At 40.2% G+C, this 24,216-nt stretch carries 17 protein-coding genes and 4 tRNA genes; 13 read left to right on the top strand and 8 right to left on the bottom strand.

The genetic code is table 11. The features are described 5' to 3' along the window. Nucleotides 1–21: 21 nt before the first annotated feature. From lon to serA, 4 genes are all read left to right on the top strand, one after another. On the top strand, nt 22–2,439 hold the full coding sequence (gene lon, locus DPV95_RS09560; RefSeq protein ID WP_049371975.1) for an endopeptidase La: 2,418 nt from the start codon (nt 22–24) through the stop codon (nt 2,437–2,439). A gap of 48 nt (nt 2,440–2,487) precedes the next feature. Further along, nucleotides 2,488–3,636 (top strand): radical SAM family heme chaperone HemW, encoded by a 1,149-nt coding sequence (hemW, locus tag DPV95_RS09565; protein ID WP_049375946.1) that lies wholly within the window; start codon nt 2,488–2,490, stop codon nt 3,634–3,636. A 109-nt stretch (nt 3,637–3,745) separates the two neighbouring features. After that, a complete protein-coding gene (rpiA, locus tag DPV95_RS09570; protein ID WP_049364295.1) occupies nt 3,746–4,405 on the top strand; it encodes a ribose-5-phosphate isomerase RpiA in 660 nt (219 codons plus the stop codon). Between the two features lie 19 nt (nt 4,406–4,424). Next, a complete protein-coding gene (gene serA / locus DPV95_RS09575; protein ID WP_111406999.1) occupies nt 4,425–5,657 on the top strand; it encodes a phosphoglycerate dehydrogenase in 1,233 nt (410 codons plus the stop codon). Nucleotides 5,658–5,769: 112 nt separating this feature from the next. On the opposite strand, the gene hybE is transcribed toward serA, so the two are convergent. The 7 genes from hybE to DPV95_RS09610 form a co-directional block, all read right to left on the bottom strand. Continuing rightward, the gene (gene hybE / locus DPV95_RS09580) at nt 5,770–6,357 is read right to left on the bottom strand and encodes a hydrogenase-2 assembly chaperone (protein ID WP_111407000.1); all 588 of its coding nucleotides are present in this window, start codon (nt 6,355–6,357) and stop codon (nt 5,770–5,772) included. A 141-nt stretch (nt 6,358–6,498) separates the two neighbouring features. After that, a complete protein-coding gene (locus DPV95_RS09585; RefSeq protein WP_111407001.1) occupies nt 6,499–6,978 on the bottom strand; it encodes a HyaD/HybD family hydrogenase maturation endopeptidase in 480 nt (159 codons plus the stop codon). Continuing rightward, nucleotides 6,978–8,687: a hydrogenase 2 large subunit gene (hybC, locus tag DPV95_RS09590; RefSeq protein WP_049365051.1), complete on the bottom strand. Its 1,710-nt coding sequence runs from the start codon at nt 8,685–8,687 to the stop codon at nt 6,978–6,980. Before hybC ends, DPV95_RS09585 begins: the two co-directional genes overlap by 1 nt. Continuing rightward, entirely contained in the window at nt 8,687–9,913 is a 1,227-nt protein-coding gene (hybB, locus tag DPV95_RS09595) for a Ni/Fe-hydrogenase cytochrome b subunit (protein WP_049368206.1), read from the bottom strand. Before hybB ends, hybC begins: the two co-directional genes overlap by 1 nt. Then, complete coding sequence (gene hybA / locus DPV95_RS09600) at nt 9,906–10,946, bottom strand: hydrogenase 2 operon protein HybA (protein ID WP_049369731.1); 1,041 nt, start codon at nt 10,944–10,946, stop codon at nt 9,906–9,908. The genes hybB and hybA overlap by 8 nt, the downstream gene beginning before the upstream one ends. 2 nt (nt 10,947–10,948) lie before the next feature. Beyond that, the gene (gene hybO, locus DPV95_RS09605) at nt 10,949–12,097 is read right to left on the bottom strand and encodes a hydrogenase 2 small subunit (RefSeq protein WP_111407002.1); all 1,149 of its coding nucleotides are present in this window, start codon (nt 12,095–12,097) and stop codon (nt 10,949–10,951) included. Nucleotides 12,098–12,486: 389 nt separating this feature from the next. Continuing rightward, complete coding sequence (locus DPV95_RS09610) at nt 12,487–13,839, bottom strand: MFS transporter (protein ID WP_049368208.1); 1,353 nt, start codon at nt 13,837–13,839, stop codon at nt 12,487–12,489. A 191-nt stretch (nt 13,840–14,030) separates the two neighbouring features. Here DPV95_RS09610 and gyrB point away from each other — a divergent pair, with 191 nt between their 5' ends. The 4 genes from gyrB to DPV95_RS09630 all read left to right on the top strand — a co-directional run bounded on the left by gyrB (nt 14,031) and on the right by DPV95_RS09630 (nt 22,414). Then, nucleotides 14,031–16,457, top strand: a complete 2,427-nt coding sequence (gene gyrB, locus DPV95_RS09615) for a DNA topoisomerase (ATP-hydrolyzing) subunit B (RefSeq protein WP_049368209.1) — start codon at nt 14,031–14,033, stop codon at nt 16,455–16,457. Nucleotides 16,458–16,622: 165 nt separating this feature from the next. Beyond that, the gene (locus tag DPV95_RS09620; RefSeq protein WP_053087337.1) at nt 16,623–18,947 is read left to right on the top strand and encodes a TonB-dependent hemoglobin/transferrin/lactoferrin family receptor; all 2,325 of its coding nucleotides are present in this window, start codon (nt 16,623–16,625) and stop codon (nt 18,945–18,947) included. A gap of 70 nt (nt 18,948–19,017) precedes the next feature. After that, a complete protein-coding gene (locus DPV95_RS09625) occupies nt 19,018–20,763 on the top strand; it encodes an ABC transporter ATP-binding protein/permease (protein ID WP_111407003.1) in 1,746 nt (581 codons plus the stop codon). Next, the gene (locus DPV95_RS09630; RefSeq protein ID WP_049368211.1) at nt 20,756–22,414 is read left to right on the top strand and encodes an amino acid ABC transporter ATP-binding/permease protein; all 1,659 of its coding nucleotides are present in this window, start codon (nt 20,756–20,758) and stop codon (nt 22,412–22,414) included. The genes DPV95_RS09625 and DPV95_RS09630 overlap by 8 nt, the downstream gene beginning before the upstream one ends. Before the next feature lie 39 nt (nt 22,415–22,453). Here the strand turns inward: DPV95_RS09630 and coaA are convergent, their stop codons facing one another. Beyond that, nucleotides 22,454–23,389, bottom strand: a complete 936-nt coding sequence (gene coaA / locus DPV95_RS09635; RefSeq protein WP_005697029.1) for a type I pantothenate kinase — start codon at nt 23,387–23,389, stop codon at nt 22,454–22,456. Between the two features lie 213 nt (nt 23,390–23,602). On the opposite strand from coaA, the gene DPV95_RS09640 reads away from it, so the two are divergent. From DPV95_RS09640 to DPV95_RS09660, 5 genes are all read left to right on the top strand, one after another. Beyond that, nucleotides 23,603–23,678, top strand: a tRNA-Thr gene (locus DPV95_RS09640). A 30-nt stretch (nt 23,679–23,708) separates the two neighbouring features. Further along, nucleotides 23,709–23,793 (top strand) — tRNA-Tyr (locus tag DPV95_RS09645). A 41-nt stretch (nt 23,794–23,834) separates the two neighbouring features. Continuing rightward, nucleotides 23,835–23,909 (top strand) — tRNA-Gly (locus DPV95_RS09650). Between the two features lie 3 nt (nt 23,910–23,912). Beyond that, nucleotides 23,913–23,988, top strand: a tRNA-Thr gene (locus DPV95_RS09655). A gap of 103 nt (nt 23,989–24,091) precedes the next feature. Then, on the top strand, nt 24,092–24,216 hold a 125-nt coding region (locus DPV95_RS09660), incomplete at its 3' end, for a GTP-binding protein (RefSeq protein WP_230589789.1).

Below are 24,216 nucleotides of genomic sequence, written 5' to 3' on the forward strand. Positions count from 1 at the left end.
ATTGATGTAAGAGAGATAATTATGAACGCCAAAAGAACTCAACAACGTACACTTCCTGTGTTGCCATTACGGGATGTTGTCGTTTTCCCTTATATGGTGATGCCACTTTTTGTTGGGCGCGCAAAATCGATTAGTGCCCTTGATGAAGCCATGAATGAGGGCAAACAATTATTATTGGTGTCACAAAAGCAAGCGGATTTGGAAGAACCTACCGTTGATGATGTATTCGATGTCGGGACGATTGCGAATATTATTCAACTATTAAAATTGCCAGACGGCACGGTGAAAGTGTTGGTGGAAGGGCAACAACGCGCGAAAATTAATCAATTAAATGATGGTGAAGACCATTTTTCAGCGGAAGTCACACCGATTGAAACCACGTTTGGTGATGAAAAAGAATTAGATGTGGTGAAGGCAGCTGTTTTAAATGAATTTGAAAGCTATCTTCAACTCAATAAAAAAATTCCTGCAGACGTTTTAGGTGCGCTTCAACGTATTGATGATGCCGATCGTTTAGCTGATACCATGGCCGCGCATATTCCAGTGACTGTTCGTCATAAACAAAGCGTATTAGAACTGGCTGGTGTACAAGAGCGTTTAGAATATTTACTTGGCATGATGGAATCTGAAGCGGATATTCTTCAAGTTGAAAAACGAATTCGTGGCCGTGTGAAAAAACAAATGGAGAAAAGCCAGCGTAACTATTATCTTAGCGAACAAATTAAAGCGATTCGCAAAGAAATGGACGATGGTGAAAGCGAAGATACTATTGATGAAGTTGAGCAACTTCGTCAAAAGGTTGAAGCTGCAGGTATGCCAGCAGATGTGCGTGAAAAAGTAGAGAGTGAGTTACAAAAACTCAAAATGATGTCAGCGATGTCTGCGGAAGCAACGGTGGTGCGTAGCTATGTTGAGTGGATGCTTCAAGTGCCATGGCATAAACGCACTAAAGTGAAGAAAGATATCGCAAAAGCACAACAAGTCTTAGATGCGGATCACTACGGTTTAGAACGTGTGAAAGAACGCATTTTAGAATACCTTGCGGTGCAAGCACGTTTAAACAAAATCAAAGGTCCAATCCTTTGCTTAGTCGGGCCACCAGGGGTAGGTAAAACCTCACTAGGTCAATCTATTGCGAATGCCACAGGTCGTAAATATGTGCGTATGGCATTAGGTGGAGTACGTGATGAAGCAGAAATCCGTGGTCACCGTAAAACTTATATTGGTGCATTACCGGGTAAATTGATTCAAAAAATGGCAAAAGTTGGCGTGAAAAACCCACTCTTCTTGCTTGATGAGATCGATAAAATGTCTTCGGATATGCGTGGTGATCCTGCGTCAGCCTTGTTAGAGGTGCTTGATCCAGAACAAAATACTACCTTCAATGATCACTATCTTGAAGTGGACTACGATTTGTCTGATGTAATGTTTGTGGCAACCTCAAACTCCATGAATATTCCTGGTCCATTGCTAGACCGTATGGAGGTGATTCGTCTTTCTGGTTATACCGAAGATGAAAAACTCAATATTGCGATGCGTCATTTGTTGCAAAAACAAATTGAACGTAATGGATTGAAAAAAGGCGAATTAACTATCGAAGAAAACGCCATTTTAGATATTATCCGTTATTACACCCGTGAAGCTGGTGTGCGTGGATTAGAGCGTGAAATCTCTAAAATCTGTCGTAAAGCGGTGAAGAATTTATTAGTCAATCCAAAAGTGAAATCCATTACCGTTAATTCAGACAACTTACATGACTATCTTGGTGTGAAACGTTTTGAATTCGGTAAAGCGGATACGCAAAACCGTGTAGGCGAAGTAACTGGCCTTGCGTGGACAGAAGTGGGCGGTGACTTACTGACCATTGAAACCGCTTCAGTAGTGGGTAAAGGTAAATTAACCTTCACTGGTTCATTGGGCGATGTGATGAAAGAATCTATCCAAGCAGCGATGACTGTAGTCCGTGCACGTGCTGAAAAATTGGGTATCAATTCTGAATTCCATGAAAAACGTGATATTCATATTCACGTGCCAGATGGTGCCACACCAAAAGATGGTCCAAGTGCAGGTATCGCAATGTGTACCGCATTGGTTTCTTGCTTAACGGGTAACCCCGTGCGTGCCGATGTCGCAATGACAGGTGAAATCAGCCTACGCGGTAAAGTATTACCAATCGGCGGATTAAAAGAAAAATTACTTGCGGCACATCGTGGTGGCATTAAAACTGTATTGATTCCAAAAGATAATGTGAAAGATTTGGAAGAAATTCCAGATAACGTGAAAGAAAATCTTGCGATTCATGCGGTAGAAACCATTGATGAAGTGTTAGGCTTAGCGTTAGAGAATCCACCGGAAGGCATTGAATTCGTGAAAGTGGAAACGAAAGCGAAAGCACCACGCCGTAAAGCTGCGACTAAAACAGCAAGAGCGGTCAATTAATGACTCATTTTTAGGGCTTGTGAAAACAAGCCCTTTTGACTTTTAATTATGCAAAAATTTCCCCCTCTTTCCCTTTATGTGCATATTCCCTGGTGTGTGCAGAAATGCCCTTATTGTGATTTCAATTCGCATGCACAGAAAGGCGCAATTCCTGAACAAGAATATGTGCAACATCTGATCGCCGATCTTGAGGCAGACTTAGAGAAATATCAGGCTAGTATTCAAAATCGTCCACTCCATTCAATTTTTATTGGTGGTGGCACGCCGAGTTTATTTTCAGCGGAAAGTATCAAGTTGTTATTGGCAGAAATTCAACGTCGCATTCCTTTTTCCGAGAATATTGAAATAACTATGGAAGCCAATCCTGGCACTGTCGAAGCGGAGCGTTTTAAAGGCTATGTGGATGCTGGCGTAACGCGTATTTCCATGGGCATCCAAAGTTTTAATGACGATAAATTACAACGTTTAGGGCGTATTCATAATGCAGCGGAAGCTAAAAGTGCGGTCAGTTTGGCGAAAGTTTCTGGGTTAAAAAGTTTCAATCTAGATTTAATGCACGGTTTGCCAAATCAAACACTTGAGGAAGCCTTAGATGATTTACGACAAGCTATTAAGCTTGCACCACCACATCTTTCTTGGTATCAACTCACCATTGAACCCAACACCATGTTTGCTTACCGTCCGCCTACATTGCCGGATGATGATGAGCTTTGGGATATTTTTGAGCAAGGTCACCAACTTTTAACCGAAGCCGGTTATCAACAATATGAAACATCCGCTTATTCGAAACCGGGCTTTCAGTGTCAGCATAATTTGAATTATTGGCGATTCGGGGATTATTTGGCGATAGGCTGTGGCGCACATGGAAAACTCACTTTCTCAGATGGAAAAATTTTACGTTTTTCTAAAACAAAGCATCCAAAAGGCTATTTGCGTGGTGAATATCTTTATGAAGAAAAAAACGTGGAAAAAAATGACCGCGCTTTTGAGTTTTTTATGAATCGCTTCCGCTTACTGGAAGCGGTGCCAAAACAAGAATTTGAGCATTATACGGGGCTTTCGCAAAGTGCGGTCAAAAATCAAATTGATTTTGCCATTCAACAGAATTATATCGTCGAAACACTGGATTCTTGGCAGATCACCGAACACGGGAAATTGTTTTTGAACGAGCTGTTAGCGCTTTTTTTAGATGAATAAAATTTTTTCATCATCACGAATAAATTTTTACACTTGTTTATTTAATAGTGTCGTATTAAAGTAAGGCAAACGTTTACGTTGTTATCCACGATTTAAAAGGGAGAGAAAAATGGACCAATTAGAAATGAAAAAATTAGCGGCACGTGCGGCGTTAAAATATGTTAAGCCCGATACCATTGTTGGCGTGGGAAGTGGTTCAACAGTGAATTGTTTTATTGAAGCCTTAGGTGAATTAAAAGATCAAATTCAAGGCGCGGTAGCAGCATCTAAAGCCTCAGAAGAATTATTACGTAAACAGGGCATTGAAGTATTTAGTGCTAACGATGTATCAAGTTTAGATATTTATGTGGATGGCGCAGATGAAATCAATCCACAAAAAATGATGATCAAAGGCGGCGGTGCGGCACTGACTCGCGAAAAAATTGTGGCCGCTTTAGCGAAAAAATTTATTTGTATCGTGGATTCTAGTAAACAAGTGGATGTGTTAGGCAGCACATTCCCATTGCCAGTAGAAGTGATTCCAATGGCACGTTCACAAGTTGGTCGTAAATTAGTTTCTCTTGGTGGTGCGCCAGAATATCGTGAAGGCGTGGTGACTGATAACGGCAACGTGATTTTAGATGTACATAACTTCGCTATTTTAAATCCAGTGGAAATGGAAAAAGAATTGAATAATGTCGCAGGTGTAGTAACAAATGGTATTTTTGCCTTACGTGGGGCGGATATTGTGATTGTCGGTACACCAGACGGCGCAAAAATTATTGATTAATAAAAATAAGGAAGCAAACATGACAAACAAAGTCTCACTCGACAAATCAAAAATTAAATTTGTGCTATTAGAGGGCGTGCACCAAAGTGCATTAGATACCTTACATGCGGCGGGCTACACCAACATCGACTTTTACAAAAAAGCTTTAGATGGTGATGAGCTAAAAGAAGCGATTAAAGATGCGCATTTTATCGGCTTACGTTCACGTACCCAATTAACTGCAGAAATGATTGAAGCTGCACCGAAGCTTATTGCTATTGGCTGTTTCTGTATCGGTACCAACCAAGTGGATCTTAATGCAGCAAAAATGCGTGGGATTCCGGTATTTAATGCGCCATTCTCCAATACCCGTTCTGTGGCTGAATTAGTATTGGGTGAGATTTTGCTCTTAATGCGCAATATTCCTCAAGCGAATGCCGATGTGCATCGTGGTTTATGGAATAAATCGGCAGTGGGTTCTCATGAAGTGCGTGGCAAAAAATTAGGTATTGTGGGTTACGGCCATATCGGTTCGCAGTTAAGTATTATTGCGGAGTCTCTAGGGATGGAAGTATATTTCTACGATATTGAAAATAAATTGCCATTGGGTAATGCAAAACAATTACACACACTTGAAGAGTTATTGGGTTCTTGTGATGTGATTTCGCTTCATGTACCAGATTTACCTTCAACTCGTAATTTAATGAGTGCTGAACGTATTGCGCAATTAAAACAAGATTCTATTTTGATCAATGCGGCACGTGGTACGGTAGTGGATATTGATGCTTTAGCAGCTGCGCTTGAACAAGGTAAAGTTCGTGGTGCAGCGGTTGACGTATTCCCTGTTGAGCCTGCATCAATCAATGAAGAGTTTGTTTCACCACTACGTAAATTTGATAATGTGATCTTAACCCCGCATATCGGTGGTTCAACCGCGGAAGCACAAGAAAACATTGGTTTTGAAGTCGCGGGTAAATTTGTGAAATATTCAGATAACGGCTCAACTCTTTCTTCCGTGAATTTCCCAGAAGTTTCTTTACCAGAACACGTCAGTGCAAAACGTTTACTTCACATTCACGAAAACCGCCCAGGTGTATTAAACAAACTGAACCAAATTTTCGTCGAAGCTAATATCAATATTGCAGCACAATATTTACAAACCGATCCGAAAATTGGTTATGTTGTGGTGGATGTTGAAACGGATGATGCATCACCATTATTAGCTAAACTCCGTGAAATTGAAGGTACAATCAAAGCACGTGTGTTGTATTAATTTGAAAAATTAAGCAAAAACTGATCGCACTTTGTGTGGGATGGAAAGCAAAATGGGCAAGGTAAGTGATTTTACGTTGCCCATTTTTATTAACTGTTTGTAGCTTAAATTTTTATTTGATCATCGCCTTAAATAGATTGCGGCGATCAGAATTAAATGTCGGCTGTGCGGTTGGTATGGATAAAATCATACGCAAACAGTCTTGCGTCAGTTGAACCGCTTGCTCGTTAGTTAGGTTCGGGTCGAGTGGTGAATGTAAGGAGCAACTTAAATATTGCGGTACATTTTCAAGACTACTAACGGTGAAAGTGAGTGCTTTGTAAGGCAGTTGCACAGTGAGTTTATCACCTAATTCACGTGGTTCCCATTGTTGTTGAGGGCCAGGTAGAATCACCACACTCATCATCCACGGGGTTAATACTGTGCCAATCCATTGGTCTTCGAATAAAACAAATTTAGGGCAGAAACACTCGACGCCTTTGTGATAAAAAGGGAGATCTTGCATTTCAGGTACAATGTTTTGCATTTCGGCAAGGAAAATCTCCGTTGGGTTTTCTTCAAAGCCAGTAACAGAGGTTAAAAGTGCAGTAGAGTTTTTACTCGTAAATCCTGAAGATTTACTCGTTCCTTCAGAGCCGTTGGCAAAGCCAACGTTCAAAAAGCTTTGCTTTTTGTCAGGTGTTTTTTCGTGTCGATACATGGTTTATTTTTCAATATTAATAAGATTAAAGCATAGCAGGCGAAATCTTAAAGAAAGTTCCCCTCTTTCGTAAAGAGGGGTTAGGGGAGATTTAACACTAGTCTCGATTAATTAAGTCAAATCTTCCCCAGCCCCTCTTTTCTAAAGAGGGGAGTCTAGACTTAAGCCGTATTCCTTAATGACTTGATTTAACGTTTCAAAAACCTTTGGCAACACGTTTTTTATCGTTTCCGTTAAACCAATTCCAGATTCTAGCGATTCTGGTTGGATGCCGATGAGACAAAGGTGTTTGGGAAATTCGTCCGTTAATTTCATTGCAGAAAGTACATCACAAATGCCGAGTTGGTGTGGCGAAATTTTGCGAGAGAAAAAGGTTGGCACTTGCTCGTCATGTAACACGACAATCTCACCTGGCTGTTTATTAGCAAGCACGGCATCGACAATAATCAAATGCTCGCGGTTTGCCATCGCATCCAGTAATTCCATGCCACAAGTACCACCATCGATGATGTCAAAGTGCGGTTGAATTTCAGGGCGTTTTTCAAGCTCCTGCACCACGCGCACACCGACACCTTCATCGCTCAACAAAATATTGCCGACGCCAAGAATTAACGGCTTCATTACAACACCTTCACTTCAGTCACTTCGCCGTTTTCGGTATTAACTACGTGTACGGCACAGGACATACAAGGGTCGAAAGAGTGAATAGTTCTGACCACTTCTAACGGTTTAGTTGGGTCAGCCACCGGTGTACCAATAATGGAAAGCTCATAAGGACCCATTTGGTCTTGTTCGTTACGCGGACCCGCATTCCATGTAGATGGCACAACTGCTTGGTAGTTTTCAATGCGACCGTCTTTGATGACAACCCAGTGAGAAAGCATACCACGTGGTACTTCACCGAAACCAACACCACGGAATTCACCGCTTGCTGGAATATCTGTTTTGATATACGCCGTCATATCACCTTTAGCGATATTATCAATGAGCATTTGCCATTGAGCACTTAAAATGTCGTTGATCGCACAGCAATGCACGGTACGACCGATAATACGTCCAAGGGTGGAATGTAATTGATCGGTAGTTAACGTGTTACCAGTCAATTTTTCATAAATGCCTTTTAATTCATTGAAGTGGTTGACAGTTGGCGTGTCATTCGCAGCCAAACCACACATTAAATAGGCGAGAGGACCGACTTCGACAACTTTACCGTAGAATGTTGGCGCTTTTACCCAAGAGTATTTGCCATCATCTTGCCAGCCGGTGTATTTCGGACGAGTTAAACCCGCCCAAGGTTCTAATGGTTCATCATCTTCGTACCAAGCGTGTTTACCACTTTCTTTAATTCCTTTTACAACGAACTCATCTTTTTGTTGGTCGATTGCACGGAAAGTCGATAAATCGCCGTTTTCGATATAACCACCTTTTAGCATGAATTTAGAGTTATCTGCATCAATTGGGTATTCTGGCACAGATAAGTAGTTGCCTGATGTTTTGCCTAAGCTTAACCATTCAGGATAGTAAGCCGCAAATACTGCTGCATCTACTTTATACACTTGGTTAATGAAGTCAGTTAAGCGATCGATACAAGCTTTCACGAACATGAGACGTTCTTGGTTTAGTACCGCTTGGGAATCTAAGTTAATTGGGTTTGCTACACCACCAATCGCCAAGTTTTGAATGTGTGGTGTTTTACTACCGAGTAATGCGACTACACGGTTAGCATCACGTTGACATTCAAGGGCTTGCAAATAGTGCGCGACGGCAATGAGGTTGACTTCTGGTGGAAGTTTCATTGCAGCATGACCGAAATAACCGTTAGCGAAAATACCAAGTTGTCCGCTGTCCACTAATGCTTGAATTTTTTTCTGTACATTGCGGAATTCGTTAGCACTGTTTAATGACCATGTAGAGACACCTTTTAGCATGTCTGCTGCTTTTTCAGGATCAGCTTTTAGCGCAGCGGTGATATCCACCCAGTCCATCGCGGAGAGTTGATAGAAATGCACGATATGGTCGTGAATGCTGTGTGCAGCAAGAATCATGTTACGAATGTACTGTGCATTGACGGGAACTTTAGCACCAATAGCATCTTCTACGGCACGTACGCTGATAATTGCATGTACGGTCGTACATACACCACAGATACGTTGCATAATCATCCATGCATCACGAGGGTCGGCACCTTTTACGATATTTTCCATACCGCGCCACATGGTACCAGAGGACCAAGCATTGGTGACAACACCGTTTTCAATTTCGCAATCAATACGTAAATGACCCTCAATACGGGTAATTGGGTCAATTGAGATACGTTTTTTTTCTGACATTATTCTGCTCCGCTAACTTTTTTGCTGAATGCCGCTTTTTCGGCAATAATTTTTTCTGAGTCTTCGGTATGTTTTTCTTTAAATACCGGTAATACAGGGAATAAACGAATGATTAAAATATAGGCACATACTTCAATAGAAACGAAGCCGATTGAAATAAGCAATTCTTCCGCAGATGGAAAATATTGATAGCCGTTGCCTGGATTATACATGATAAGCGAATAGTTCATACGCCATAATGCTGCACCGAGTAACATGCTTAATGCCGAAATAAATAACCAACGGGAATCAGATTTTTTCTCCCCGAGGAAGAGGGTCAGTAATGGTAATACCATCAGCCAAACTTCCATCCAAAACATCCATGCTTCAAATCTTGTTAATTTATCGAAACCAACAACCATTTGCAGTTTATCGTTATAAATCAACTCACCAAAACGCACAGCTAAGAAACAGAAAATTAATCCTGCGGTAACGCGTGCCAATTGAGTAAATAAATGACGTTCATCTGGCGTTTTTCCTGCAAGACCCGCTTTAACTAAGGAGCCTTCAAAGATCACGATAGAGAAGCCCATAATGAAAGCTGTCAGCAAGGAGAGTATCGGTAAAACTTCATAGCTTTGCCATACCGGATGGACTTTATGACCAGCCACAATCATCAAGGAACCCATAGATGATTGGTGCATCATCGGCAATAAGGCACCCAAGGCAATAATGAAAAACATGATTTTATTGAGTTTATTAAACCATTTTTTCAAGCCAAAGAAACCAAGCCATACAGGGGCAAATTCTAGGGTTACCACGATGATATACACCGTCATACAAAACGCCGTTTCAAATAGAACGGAATTTGTGTTGAACTGACCTGGAATGTAGAAATATGGCAAATGCCAATAACGTCCCATATCAATGGTGATAGATAAACCACCAAGGGAATAGCCGAATAAACTTGCAAGCAATGCTGGGCGAACAAGAGCGTGATATTTCCCTTTATTGAAAATATACACCGTCCAAGCTAATGCCCAACCGCCACAGGCAAAGCCAGTACCAACAAGTAAGTCAAAGGCAATCCATAAACCCCAAGGATAACCGCCGTTAAGTGCGGTTACAGAACCGATACCAAACACTAAACGTTTTAAAATTAATAAAACGCAAAGCACGGCAAGTGGTGCAAAAAAGAGAATTGCGGCAGAAACAAGGCGACCGCCCACCGGACGTGGATTACTCATGATGCTCATCCTCCGCTTCTTCCATTTCCTTGCGTGCCTGACGCATGGCTTCTTTTTGTGCTGCAATACGCTCAGCGATTTTATCGCCGTGCATATTTTTGTAAGTCATAAAGGTTAAACCGGCAAGTGCCACTAATGGCAATGCTAAACCGCGATACAAGAAGTGTTGCAAATGCGCCGCACGAGAACCTGTCGCGACTTCATCTAAGTCTGGTAAACCAAGATTAGCAAAAGGTACACCACTTAAGGCGAGCACCTGTGTACCACCACCTTCTTTTTCACCGTAGATGTGATATTGATATGCCGGTACGGTAGCACGGTATTTATCTGTACTATTGACGTGTTGACGTGGGTAATCATATTCAGTACCACGTAATAAGCTTAAACGACGTTTAGCTTCAGCCAATAATTCTTCACGTGTACCAAAAATAATGGCGCCAGTTGGACAAACATGACAGCAACCAGGTAATTCGCCTTTATCTAAACGTTCAACGCCTTTTTGGTTGCAAAGCTCACATTTGCTGATTTCACCGAATGGATTGTCATAGTCGTATTTTGGTACATCAAACGGACAGCCAACCATGCAATAACGGCAACCAGTACAGATATCGGGATCATATTTTACGATACCCGTTTTTGGATCTTTGGTAAGGGCTTGAACTGGGCAAACCGCAACACAGTTTGGGTCAACGCAATGCATACATTGTTTTTTCACGTAAGCATAGCCGTTTTCGGTTTTGTCTTTATTTGTGCCGTCGCCATCACTCCATACTTGAATCACGTTACGAGTAAATGGCGTGAGTTTGTCGTTATTTGACCAAGTTTGATCACCTTTTGGATTCACGGGTGTGTGGTTCACGTTTTGACATTCAGCCACGCATGCTTGACAACCTACACAAAGGGTAGAGTCGTAAAGCATTCCTAGTGCGCCGGGAATAGGCTCAACCGCTTCCGATGCCTGCACATTTGACACAGGCAAAGTAGATGCGATTCCGCCAAGCATACCTGCTTTTAGAAATTTTCGTCTATCCATTGTTATTTACCTGTATGTTGTTCTTTCTCTGCTGCTTTAGCTTCACAACGGGCTTTATGTTGAGCGCTTAATTCGCGTAAGGTTACAACACTCACACCGGCTAGGATTGCTGCTGCACCACCTAATAAACCAATAGCGGTCATAGTTGCACCTGAACCTTCGGTATTGTTGACATCAGGTTTTTCAACGCGTGGTGTTGGGTTTTCTACGCCCGCTAATTGGAAAATACCTTTGGTAAAGCCCACACCTTTTTCGTTACAACCATAGCAAGGGTGCCCGATACCAACCGGCCAGTTATTACCGCCGACATCACAGAATTCTAAAGTAGAGCAGTTGCCGTAAGTTTCCGGCCCTTTACAACCAAGATGATACAAACACCAACCATTTCGGTGACCATAATCGCCGTACTCTTTGGCAAAGCGCCCGGCATCAAAGTGCGGACGACGATAGCAGTTTTCGTGAATTAAGCGATCGTAAGCGAATAATGGACGATTTAATTTGTCCATTGCGGGTAGTTTCTTATAAGTAAGAATATAAGCGACAGTTGCAAGGAAGTTATGTGGATTTGGTGGACAACCTGGAATATTAATCACCGGTGTGCCTTTTGGTAAGACTTCAGATAAGCTGCTTGCACCAGTTGGGTTGCCGCCGCTAGAAGGTACGCCGCCCCATGCTGCACAAGAACCGATTGCAATAATCGCTGCAGCCCCTTTAGCGGCTTCTTGGATGTGTTCTACAATCGGTTTACCTGCTACCATACAATAGACGCCGCCGTCTTTTACCGGAATAGATCCATCTACGACTAAAACATATTTTCCATAATACTGTTTAATTGCATTGTGTTTATTATCTTCAGCTTGTTCCCCGAAGGCTGCAGAAAGGGTTTCGTGGTATTCTAAGGAAATCATTTCCAATACCAAGTTTTCTACTGTTGGATGGGTGGCACGTAGCAAGGATTCAGTACAACCCGTACATTCTTGCGCACCAATCCATAATACTGGTGGGCGTTTAGGCTCGGTTAAAGCTGCAGTCATTTCTGCACCCGCTTTTGAACTTAACCCCATAGTCGCCGCAAGTGCGGTACATAACTTCATAAAATCCCGACGGGAAACTTCTGCTAAAGCAGAAAATAATCCATCACTTCGTTGCATATAATCACTCCAATTGGCACGTTACTTGTATGGTTAATCTAATTATGATATGCCTTGATGGAGGAACTTTATTTGATCAGAATCAAAAACACCCTTATTTTCCTTACAAAATAAGAGGGTAAGTGATTGTTTTTATTTAATTATTGAGAATGATTGTTATTTGTTGTGGCTTTCTTCACTTGAAGCATATGTTATTGCACGTTATATTTTTCAATCAAAAGAAATGCTTTTTTTTACCCTAAAAGAGAAATAACCAGGTGTGAAGATATGCTTTATCGTTTATATTCAAACTTTGGATTAAAAATCTTTTTAAACATTGACCACAATTAATCTTGTTGAAGTGAGAAAAATGGGCACATAGATTATTCTATTTTGCCCATTTTTATAGATTAGTTATTAGCTATTTGTGCTTTTTTACGTTCTAAGCGTAATACACCTAAATGTGTCATATAGCAACAGAAAATACAGCCTGCTACAGCGAATAATAAGAGGTAGAAGCCCGCATCCCAACCGAATTTATCAGCTAAAATACCAAATAATGCAGTACCAGAGAAACTACCTAAAATATAACTTAATAAACCACGTAAGCCTGTTGCAGAACCTGCCGCGAAAGAAGGAACTAGCTCGATAGTTTGAAGTGAAGATAAGAACATTGGCACATAAATTAAGCATCCAATAATACCTGCACCGATGGTTACGGTTAATAAGTCAGTACCGCCCCAGTAAACAAACATTGCTCCACCCACACCGAATAAGGTGATGATAGCAAGTGGCATACGGCGACCTTTGAAATAAGTATCGGTTAACCAACCTGCTAATAGCGTAGAAGGAATGGCTGCCCATTCAAAGATAGCAAAGGCTGTACCCATTTGAGCTTTAGTGAAACCTTTAGTTTCTAACAAATAAAGTGGTAGCCAAGTTAATACACCAAAACGGATCATGTAAGTGAAGACATCGATGAAAGAAACAAACCATACATTAATATCTTTCATAATGTAATCACGGAAGATTTCCCATGTGCTTAAATTGACGTTTTCTTCTTTTGTGACAACTAATTCTTCATTCTCACTTTCAAGAATTTTTCCAACTGGTGGTAAGCCTTCATTATAAGTACGACCCGCACCAAAGATGTAGAAAATAATAGCTACGATAGTTGCAATTGCTACAGGTACAACAAAGTGTGCGGCTTGCCAATGCTCTTGACCTAACCAAGCAATACTAGCCCCCGCAATTGGTGCGACTAAACCACCACCTACGTTGTGAGAGATATTGAAGACAGCTGTTGTTACACCACGAGATTTACGCGGGAACCAGCTTGCAAGTACGATATAAGCTGGACCAGCGCCCATCCCTTGGAAGATACCATTAAGTACACAAAGGAATAAGAATGCCCAGAATGATGCGCTAAAGCCCATCATCAAGTTTACTGCTGCCGACATCATTAAGCCGAAAATCATAAAATGTTTCGGATTTGATTTATCTGCGATTGCAGACATGAAACCTTTACTTAAACCATAAATAATTAACATAGTACCGGAAATAAAACCGATATCTTTTTTGGTGAAACCAAAATCGCTAATTAATTCTGGGGAAGAAAGGAGGAAGTTATTACGTAAAATGTAGAACGCTGCATAACCGATAAAAATGCCAAATAACGCATGCCATCTTAAGCGATTATAACGTTCTCTAATTTCCGCATCAGGAACAGGCGTGCCTGGATTAGATTTTAGGAATGAAATCATTTAATGATCCTTTAATTTTTAATACAACAAAACTCATTTCTATACAAAAAATGAGGTAGGGTAATATAAGGAGAAAAATCGAGATGTCAAATAAAAAAATAACGCAAACTTTGACCGCACTTTTATTTCGCAAAATAGTCAGTTTTTTGCTATAATTCCGCACAATTTTCATTACAAAATAGAGAAAAACTATGTCAGAAACACCGGTTACAGAAAATGCTTATGGTGCATCAAGTATTAAAGTCTTAAAAGGGCTTGATGCGGTTCGGAAACGTCCAGGCATGTATATTGGGGATACCGATGATGGAACAGGCCTACACCATATGGTGTTTGAGGTGGTGGATAACGCGATCGATGAGGCGCTTGCGGGTCATTGTTCTGAGATTATCGTGACCATTCATGATGATAATTCTGTTTCCGTACAAGATGATGGCCGTGGTATTCCGGTAGATATTCACCCAGAAGAAGGTGTTTCTGCAGCAGAAGTAATCATGACAGTGCTTCATGCGGGCGGTAAATTCGATGATAACTCCTATAAAGTATCAGGTGGTTTACACGGCGTGGGTGTTTCGGTGGTAAATGCACTTTCTGATAAATTGCAATTAACCATTCGTCGTCAAGGTCATGTGCATGAGCAATTCTATCACTTAGGTGAGCCTCAAGGGCCTTTAACCGTTATCGGTGAAACTCAAGCGACGGGTACAACCGTGCGTTTCTGGCCAAGTCCAGAAATCTTCGCAATTACAACCTTCGATTACAAAATTTTAGCAAAACGCTTACGTGAGCTTTCATTTTTAAATTCTGGTGTATCCATTCGTTTAATCGATAAACGTGATGGCACAGAAGATCACTTCCATTATGAAGGTGGTATTCAAGCGTTCGTTGAATATTTAAATAAAAATAAAAATCCAATTCACCCAAAACCATTCTATTTTTCAGCTGAAAAAGACGGCATTGGCGTGGAAGTCGCATTGCAATGGAATGATGGCGTAAACGAAAATGTTTATTGCTTTACCAATAACATTCCACAACGTGATGGTGGTACTCACTTAGCCGGTTTCCGTGGCGCATTAACCCGTAGCTTAAATAACTATATGGAAAGCGAAGGGTTACTGAAAAAAGAGAAAGTGAGCACATCAGGTGACGATGCGCGTGAAGGTTTGGTTGCGATTATTTCGGTGAAAGTGCCCGATCCTAAATTCTCTTCACAAACAAAAGACAAATTAGTGTCTTCTGAAGTGAAAAGTGCGGTTGAATCTGCAATGAATGAGCGTATGCAGGAGTATCTATTAGAAAATCCAGCCGATGCGAAGATCATTGTAAATCAAATTATTACAGCCGCGCGCGCGCGCGAAGCAGCACGTAAAGCCCGCGAAATGACCCGTCGTAAAGGCGCATTGGATATTGCAGGCCTTCCGGGTAAATTAGCGGACTGCCAAGAAAAAGACCCGGCTCTTTCAGAGCTTTACCTCGTGGAGGGGGATTCTGCGGGTGGCTCTGCAAAATCAGGTCGTGATCGTAAAACCCAAGCGATTCTGCCATTAAAAGGTAAAATTCTTAACGTTGAAAAAGCACGTTTTGACAAAATGCTTTCTTCTCAAGAAGTGGGCACATTAATTACAGCGCTTGGCTGTGGAATTGGTTGTGATGAATACAATCCAGATAAATTACGTTACCACCACATCATTATCATGACCGATGCGGACGTGGACGGTTCACACATTCGTACCTTATTGTTGACCTTCTTCTATCGTCAAATGCCAGAATTAATTGAGCGTGGTTATGTGTATATTGCTCAGCCACCACTTTATAAAGTGAAAAAAGGTAAACAAGAGCGTTACATCAAAGATAACGACGAAATGGTGCAATATGAATTAATGCTTGCGTTAGATGGCGCAGCGTTACATATCAGTGCCAATGCACCGGCAATGAATGATTTAGTGTTCGAGAAATTAGTGAGTGAATATAACAATATTCAGAAATTAATTACTCGCTTAAGTCGTTACTATCCGGAGCCATTATTACAAGGTTTGGTTTATCAACCACAATTAACCGTTGAGTTAATGCGTAATGAAAGTGCGGTCGAAAATTGGGCGAATTCTTTTGTTGCGTATTTAACCGAAAAAGAAACGGAAGCACATTTATATTCAGCAAGAACGCAATTTAACAGCGAACGCCAAGTGTATGAAGCGGTTATTACCGTTCGTAAACACGGTATTGATACCGATTACTTCATCAACTTTGATTTTGTGATGGGCAATGAATTTGCGAAGATTACCGCATTTGGTCAGCAGGTGAATGGCTTACTAGAAGAGGGCGCTTATGTTACTCGTGGTGAAAAAACGCAACCTGTTCAGTCATTTGAACAAGCTGTTGAATGGTTGATGAAAGAATCTCGCCGAGGCTTAGAAATCCAACGTTACAAAGGGTTAGGTGAAATGAACGCTGAGCAACTTTGGGAAACCACCATGGATCCAAATGCTCGTCGTATGTTAAAAGTATCGATTAAAGATGCTGTGGCAGCAGACCAACTCTTCACCACATTGATGGGAGATGAAGTTGAACCGCGCCGTGAATTTATCGAAATGAATGCGTTAAGAGCAAACTTAGACGTTTAGTCTAACACTCAAAAATATCATTAAAAATGACCGCACTTTGGGAAACTGAGTGCGGTATTTTTTTTGAACCAGATCACAAAAATAAAAATAATTCTCAATTTTATCTATTTTTTCCTATTATTCTTTTTTATAATTCTACCTGTTTTGCTATTTAAGGATAACAATATGAAAAAGAATACATTTTTAGCAGTGACCTATGGAATTTTGCCTATTGCTACGGTATCCATTTCTCCATCTTCTTTTGCAGAAGAACAATTAGAGACGATTAATGTTGAAGGTGAGCTGAGTGCAGAGCGACAAACGCAGTCAGCTGTTGAACATAAAACTGCATCAACTCTACAAAAAGAGTTAGTGAGAGATACTCGAGATCTTGTGCGTTATACCACAGATGTTGGGATTAGCGATAATGGACGATTCCTAAAAGGGTTTTCTATTCGTGGAGTGGAAGGAAACCGAGTTGGTATTAGTGTAGATGGAGTAAATTTACCAGATAGCGAAGAAAACAGCTTATATGCGCGCTATGGTAATTTCAATAATTCACGCTTATTTGTTGATTCAGAATTGGTTCGGGAAATAGATATTGTCAGAGGTGCAGATGCGTTTAATTCAGGTAGTGGTGCATTAGGTGGCACGGTTTCTTATCGAACATTAGATGCTGCTGATATAGTCAAACAGGGACAAAAATTTGGTGGACTTATTCGAGGCGGATATGCGAGTAAAAATAGTGAATGGGTAAGAACTGCCGCCGTGGGATATGTAGGAGAGAAATTTGACGCTATTGTAGCTTATTCTCAACGCACAGGACATCAGATGAAAAGTCGAGGTGATGGTAGCATTGAGGATTCATCATCTCGTCAAATGCCAGACCCATCAAGTCATCGTTTTAATAGCTATTTGGTTAAATTAGGTTATCAGATTAACGCTCATCATCGTATTGCCTTTGGATTTACTGGACAGAAAGGAGAACGTTATACTGATGAAAGAAGTTATGCGTTATATGGTGGAAGTTGGCGAGAAGCTAATGATGAGAATAAACGTCATAATTTTAATGTAAGTTATATTTATGCTCCAGATTCTGCTTGGTTAGCTTTCGCAAAACTTAATTTAGATTATCAAAAAACTGATCTAGCAGCAGTAAATTACAAAGGTGATAGACATTGGAAGACCAATGAAAAGGAATTGAGTGAAATTTTTGATCGTCGAATGAAAACAACATTTAAACGAGCTACGATAGAACTAGAAAGTCAGCCATTTAAATTGTTGGGAGAACATACCTTTACGTTAACAAATTTTATCAGTGAACGAGAGTTTGAAAATATTAATTATGATAGAGCAGGGATTGGTCGCAGTTATGAATATTCAGATCTCTATACTATTCAGCGTCCGATTAAAACAAAACAATATGGTATCTCTCTGAAAGATAATATTCGTTGGAATGAGATCTTTTCATCTGTGATAGGTGTTCGTTATGATTATGCAAAATTAACACCAAAAGAGTTTAATGCACGATGCTCAAAAGCTTGCCTTGAAGGTGATGAGCCAGTTAAAAGTAGCTTTGCTAATTGGAGTGGATTTGCGGGTATTAATGCTCAAGTATCAGATACATGGAAATTAGGTTATCAACTTTCTACTGGCTATCGAATCCCTACTGCTTCTGAAATGTATTTTACATTTAAAAATGCTTATGGTTCATGGCGTGCTAATCCCGCTTTAAAATCTGAGCGTAGTTTAAACCATACTTTATTTGCTCAAGCTAAAAATAATATGGGTGTATTTGATATTAATTTATATCAATCTCGTTATCGTCATTTCTTATTTGAGCAAGAAAGTGTAATTACTACTTTAAGCTTTGGTCAAAAATTTCAAAGTTTAGAGCAACAAATGGTGAATGTTGATCGCGCAAAAGTCACAGGAATAGAAGTAAAAACACATCTAGATCTTCATAATATTATTAATTCAGTTCCAAATGGTTTCAAATTCTATGGTGCGCTTGGATATAGTAAAGGTAAACTTTCTAATGGGTCGAGCTTATTATCTGTTCAACCTATAAAAGCTGTGTTAGGTTTGGATTATGAAGATCCAAATGGTAAGTGGGGAATTTTTACTCGCTTCACTTATTTAGGTGCAAAAAAAGCAAGAGATGCTAAAACAATTGAAAATAAACGCTATTGTGTGCGTGAAGAATTTGATGATTGGTTTGGTACAAATATTTGTAAAGAATTTGATTTCAAACAAGAAATTGTTAGTTATAAATATTTGAATAAAGCAGCATTTGTTGCGGATGCATTTGGTTATTACAATCCAACAGATAACATTACATTAAGAGCAGGCATTTATAATATTTTCAATCGTAAGTATCACAATTGGGATGCGTTACGCGGGATTAATGCTCACAGCACAACGAATACAGTGGATAGAGAAGGTAAAGGTCTTGAACGTTTCTACGCACCTGGTCGAAACTTCTCAGCATCTGTTGAAATTCGTTTTTAATTATTAAATTGTTTATAGCAAAGTACGCATAGTAATGTGCGTACTTCTTTTTGTTTTAGGAGCAATCATTATGATGATAGATAAACGCCTAATTAACACGGTAGCCGACAGTAAAAAATGGATTGGCATCACCGTGTTATGGAATTGGGTGGCGTTAATTGGCGGGATTATCAGTGCCGTCGTATTTTCTTATATTTTACAGGCGGCTTATTTTAATGAATTGGGCCCATTAAGTGCGGTCATTTGGGGCATTGTTTTAATTGCTGCTTTGGCATTGCGTGCTTTTGCGGGTAAAAAATCGGTGCAGGCCTCTTATTTTGCCAGTACGAAAGTCAAACATGAGCTACGTAGCCTGATCTATCGTAAATTGGCTTCGATGCCACTTAACCAAGTGAATCAACAATCTACGTCAAACATTATCCAAGTGGCCTCAGAAGGTGTGGAACAACTTGAAATCTATTTCGGACGTTATTTACCTCAGCTTTTTTATAGCTTGCTTGCCCCGCTCACACTCTTTGCTTTTCTGATCTTTTTCAGCTTTAAAACAGCCGTGATTTTGCTAATTTGCGTGCCGCTTATTCCTATGTCGATTATTGCGGTGAATAAAATTGCGAAAAAACTCTTGGCAAAATATTGGTCCATTTATGTGGGGTTAGGCAGCAGTTTTTTAGATAACCTACAAGGTTTAATCACGCTGAAAATCTATCAAGATGATGCTTATAAAGCAAAAGCAATGGATGAAGAAGCAGAACATTTCCGCAAAATTACCATGAAAGTGCTTACCATGCAGCTTAACTCGGTATCACTGATGGATTTGCTTGCTTACGGAGGTGCAGCAATCGGGATTTTAACGGCTTTGTTACAATTCCAAGCGGATCAATTAACCGTATTAGGTGTCATTTTATTTATTCTGCTTTCTTCTGAATTCTTTATTCCACTTCGTTTATTGGGTTCTTTCTTCCATGTGGCCATGAATGGTAAAGCCGCGTCAGACAAGATTTTCACATTGTTAGATACGCCAGTGGAAACTCAAGCACAAGCGGTCGATTTTGCAGCGAAAAATGCCATTCAGGTGGATATTCAAGATTTGCATTTTGCTTACAGCGAAGAGAAACCAGCAATTACAGGCTTAGATTTAAGCATCTTACCAAATCAGCTTACGGTATTTGTGGGTAAAAGTGGTTGTGGTAAATCCACTTTGGTTTCGTTGCTAATGGGCTTTAATAAGGCGCAACAAGGTAAGATTTTGTTCAATGGTCAAGAAATTCAAGAGATTGATCGTCATTCGTTTTATGAAAAAGTCTCTCTAGTGAGCCACAGCAGTTATGTATTTAAAGGCTCATTACGTGAAAATATGACGATGGCTAAAGTTGATGCCACAGATGAGCAAATTTATGCGTGTTTAGAACAAGTCAATTTAGCGCAATTCGTTCGAGATAATGGTGGATTAGATATGCCGTTATTAAGTCGTGGTGCGAATTTATCTGGCGGTCAAATCCAACGTTTAGCCCTAGCGCGTGCTTTATTACACAATGCGGCGCTTTATATTTTTGATGAAGCAACCAGTAACATTGATGTAGAAAGCGAAGAAATTATTTTGCAGTTCATTCAGCAATTTAAACAACAAAAAACGATTGTGATGATTTCTCACCGCTTGGCCAATGCCGTGAATGCCGACTGCATTAACGTGCTTGAGCAAGGCAAATTGATTGAGCAAGGCACACATAAAGACCTCATGGCAAAACAAGGTGCGTATGCTGAAATGTTCCAACAACAAAAAGATTTAGAACAAATTAGAGAGGTGGCAAATGCGTAAAAATGGTTTTGTTGTGATGGGGCATTTGTTGAAATTAGTGACCCCACTGGCGCACATTATGGCGTTTACCATCACCATGGGAACGCTCGGTTTCCTGGCTGCCATCTTTATTATGGTACTTGGGGCGATGGGGTTAGTGAATCTTTTAAACTTTGACACCCATTTAAGTTTTTCTGGAATTTTGACCGCACTTATCGTGTTGGCAGTTGCTCGTGGCGCATTGCGTTATTTAGAGCAAATGTCCGGACACTATATTGCTTTTAAATTATTGGCATTATTGCGTGACAAAGTGTTTTCTTCCTTACGCCGTTTGGCTTTTGTGAAATTGCAAGACAAACAAGCGGGGCAATTAGTGTCCTTGGTAACTAATGATATCGAATTGCTCGAAGTGTTCTATGCGCACACCATTGCACCAATTATGATCGCATTTTTTACTTCTGCGATTTTATTGTTGGTCTTCGCTCATCTTTCAGGTTGGTTTGTGGTTGTAGCATTAGCCGCTTATTTAACGGTAGGTGTGATTCTACCAATTATCACCACCAAATTGGCGCGTGAAGATGGCAGACGCTATCGTGAATTAGTAGGCGAAATGAATGACTTCTTCCTCGACAGTGTACGAGGTATGAAAGAAATTCAACTTTTCGGTTACGCGAAACTACGTTTAGATGAAATTCAACAACGCAGCCAAAAAATTGATATGGCTTTTGAACGCATTAAAGACCAAGAAGGCAAAGTGCGTGTTTATACGGAAGTAGCAGTATCGGCGTTTAACATCATTATGTTATTCACTGGCTTGATTTTGTTTAGCCTAGATAAGATTGATTTTTCTGCCTTTTTAATTGGCGTGATTTTATTGATGTCAAGCTATGGGCCAGTTATTGCATTAAGTAACCTTTCAAGTAACTTGTTACAAACCTTGGCTTCAGGTGAGCGTGTATTGAGCTTGCTAGCAGAAGAACCCGAATTAAAAGACGTAGAAAGTGCGGTCGATTTGAAAGAGGTTTCTAGCATTGATGTAGAGAACGTCAACTTTGCTTACGGCGAAGAACAAATTTTATCGGATGTTAGTTTATCTGTGAAAAAAGGTGAAATCTTAGGGATTCACGGCAGAAGCGGTAGCGGTAAAAGTACCTTGTTAAAACTGCTGATGCGTTTTTATGATCCTAAATCGGGTAGCATTAAAATTAACTGTGAAACCTTACCGAATATCAATACCTGTAGCTTACGTGACAATATGGCATACATTACCCAGCAAACCTATATTTTCAACGAAACCATTGAGGAAAATATCCGTCTTGCGCGCCGTGATGCAACGTTAGAAGAAATTATGGAAGCCGCGAAGAAAGCATCAATTCATGATTTCATTTTGAGTTTGCCAGAAGGGTATCAAACGAAAATGACCGAATTAGGCGGTAACTTGTCTGATGGTGAAAAACAACGTATCGGTATTGCCCGTGCCTTCTTACACAATGCGCCGATTATTTTGCTTGATGAACCGACTAGCAATTTAGATAGCTTAAATGAAGCGATGATTTTAAAATCGTTGCTGAATGTGAAAGCAGAAAAATTGATTATTCTCGTGAGTCATCGCCAATCTACCATGGCTATTTGTGATCAGGTGATTGGCATTGAGAATGGAAGAATGTCGTAAGACAGTGAGAAAAAGAGCGGTCAATTTGACCGCTCTTTTTTATTTTCTTAATTTCACTAACTCAACTTCGTGATTTTCACCTTTTCTAAGAATGAGATTGGCGCGCTCACGAGTCGGCAGAATGTTTTGTTTTAAATTCAATCCGTTAATGTTATCCCAAATGTTGCTGGCCGTTTCAATGGCTTCTTGTTCAGAGAGATTAGCGTAATGTTTAAAATAGGAATCAGGATTGGTGAAAGCACTTTGACGGAATTTTAAAAATCGCTTGATGTACCATTCTTTGAGTAAATTCTCATCAGCATCAACGTAAATAGAGAAATCCACAAAATCAGACACGAAGGTTTGATTTGCTTTATTTGAACCTGTTTGGAGAACATTTAACCCTTCCAAAATTAAAATATCCGGTTGATCGACAATATCGAACTTATCAGGGACGATATCGTAAGTTAGATGAGAATAAATAGGCGATTTCACTGATGGCTTACCTGATTTAATATCGGCTAAAAAACGAATTAATTTCGCCGTATCATAAGAAATAGGAAAGCCTTTTTTTTGTAGCAGATCATCTTCTTTCAGCTTCTCTAATGGATAAAGAAAACCGTCAGTAGTAATCAGATCAACTTTTCGTTCAGTAGGCCAATGAGTTAACAAGGATTGTAAAATACGTGCTGATGTACTTTTCCCAACAGCAACACTGCCAGCGATACTAATGATGTAGGGAACTTTAGGGCTTTGTCCGCCAAGAAAACGATTTAAAACCGTTTGGCGACGAAGGTTTTCATCAATATAGTAGTTAATCAGACGTGCAAGCGGCAGATAAATGGTACTGACTTCATCAAGAGAAAGCTCTTCATTAAAACCTAAAAGCGGTTTGAGATCTTGCTCCGTTAATTTTAGCGGAACAGATTTTCTTAATTCAGCCCATTGTTGACGACTAAAGTTCAGAAAGGGCGTTAGTTGTTCTGTAATTTCCAAGGTGCTTTATATTTGGAGTGAAAAAATTGGACAAAATATACCCTATAAATGAGTTGTGATCATCGTTTTTTATTAAAATTGGTGAGTTTTAAAACAAGAATGTGGCTTTTTGCTTGTAAATTAGGCGAATAGTTAAAAAAAACGTATTTTTCATAAAAAAAACTTGTCAGGCATAAAATTTTCCATATAATACGCCTCACTTGCTTACAACACGCCGACTTAGCTCAGTAGGTAGAGCAACTGACTTGTAATCAGTAGGTCACCAGTTCGATTCCGGTAGTCGGCACCATCCTTTGGTAAACAAGTATTCATTTAGTGTGGAGGGGTTCCCGAGCGGCCAAAGGGGGCAGACTGTAAATCTGTTGGCTCAGCCTTCGAAGGTTCGAATCCTTCTCCCTCCACCATTTTCTAAATGAATTCTGATGGGACAGATGAATTTAGGACTGCGGGCATCGTATAATGGCTATTACCTTAGCCTTCCAAGCTAATGATGCGGGTTCGATTCCCGCTGCCCGCTCCAAACGCTGATATAGCTCAGTTGGTAGAGCGCACCCTTGGTAAGGGTGAGGTCGGCGGTTCAAATCCGCCTATCAGCACCAGCCTTCCAAATTCCTCTCTCCTTATTAAATAGTAATGATTTTATTGGTTAATGTGGTTTAATTTACCCATCGATAACCGTGTCTATTTAGAGGGACTCTTTAAATGTCTAAAGAAAAATTTGAACGTACAAAACCGCACGTAAACGTGGGTACAATCGGCCACGTTGACCACGGTAAAACAACTTTAACAGCAGCAATCACAACCGTATTAGCAAAACACTACGGTGG

The sequence above is a fragment of the Haemophilus parainfluenzae genome (assembly GCF_003252755.1).
GTDB lineage: Bacteria > Pseudomonadota > Gammaproteobacteria > Enterobacterales > Pasteurellaceae > Haemophilus_D > Haemophilus_D parainfluenzae_N.

Excerpts from the sequence above, each read along its gene's own strand:
- lon (WP_049371975.1), top strand. The coding sequence starts at position 22 with ATGAACGCCAAAAGAACTCAACAACGTACACTTCCTGTGTTGCCATTA.
- hemW (WP_049375946.1), top strand. The coding sequence starts at position 2,488 with ATGCAAAAATTTCCCCCTCTTTCCCTTTATGTGCATATTCCCTGGTGT.
- rpiA (WP_049364295.1), top strand. The coding sequence starts at position 3,746 with ATGGACCAATTAGAAATGAAAAAATTAGCGGCACGTGCGGCGTTAAAA.
- serA (WP_111406999.1), top strand. The coding sequence starts at position 4,425 with ATGACAAACAAAGTCTCACTCGACAAATCAAAAATTAAATTTGTGCTA.
- hybE (WP_111407000.1), bottom strand. The coding sequence starts at position 6,357 with ATGTATCGACACGAAAAAACACCTGACAAAAAGCAAAGCTTTTTGAAC.
- DPV95_RS09585 (WP_111407001.1), bottom strand. The coding sequence starts at position 6,978 with ATGAAGCCGTTAATTCTTGGCGTCGGCAATATTTTGTTGAGCGATGAA.
- hybC (WP_049365051.1), bottom strand. The coding sequence starts at position 8,687 with ATGTCAGAAAAAAAACGTATCTCAATTGACCCAATTACCCGTATTGAG.
- hybB (WP_049368206.1), bottom strand. The coding sequence starts at position 9,913 with ATGAGTAATCCACGTCCGGTGGGCGGTCGCCTTGTTTCTGCCGCAATT.
- hybA (WP_049369731.1), bottom strand. The coding sequence starts at position 10,946 with ATGGATAGACGAAAATTTCTAAAAGCAGGTATGCTTGGCGGAATCGCA.
- hybO (WP_111407002.1), bottom strand. The coding sequence starts at position 12,097 with ATGCAACGAAGTGATGGATTATTTTCTGCTTTAGCAGAAGTTTCCCGT.
- DPV95_RS09610 (WP_049368208.1), bottom strand. The coding sequence starts at position 13,839 with ATGATTTCATTCCTAAAATCTAATCCAGGCACGCCTGTTCCTGATGCG.
- gyrB (WP_049368209.1), top strand. The coding sequence starts at position 14,031 with ATGTCAGAAACACCGGTTACAGAAAATGCTTATGGTGCATCAAGTATT.
- DPV95_RS09620 (WP_053087337.1), top strand. The coding sequence starts at position 16,623 with ATGAAAAAGAATACATTTTTAGCAGTGACCTATGGAATTTTGCCTATT.
- DPV95_RS09625 (WP_111407003.1), top strand. The coding sequence starts at position 19,018 with ATGATGATAGATAAACGCCTAATTAACACGGTAGCCGACAGTAAAAAA.
- DPV95_RS09630 (WP_049368211.1), top strand. The coding sequence starts at position 20,756 with ATGCGTAAAAATGGTTTTGTTGTGATGGGGCATTTGTTGAAATTAGTG.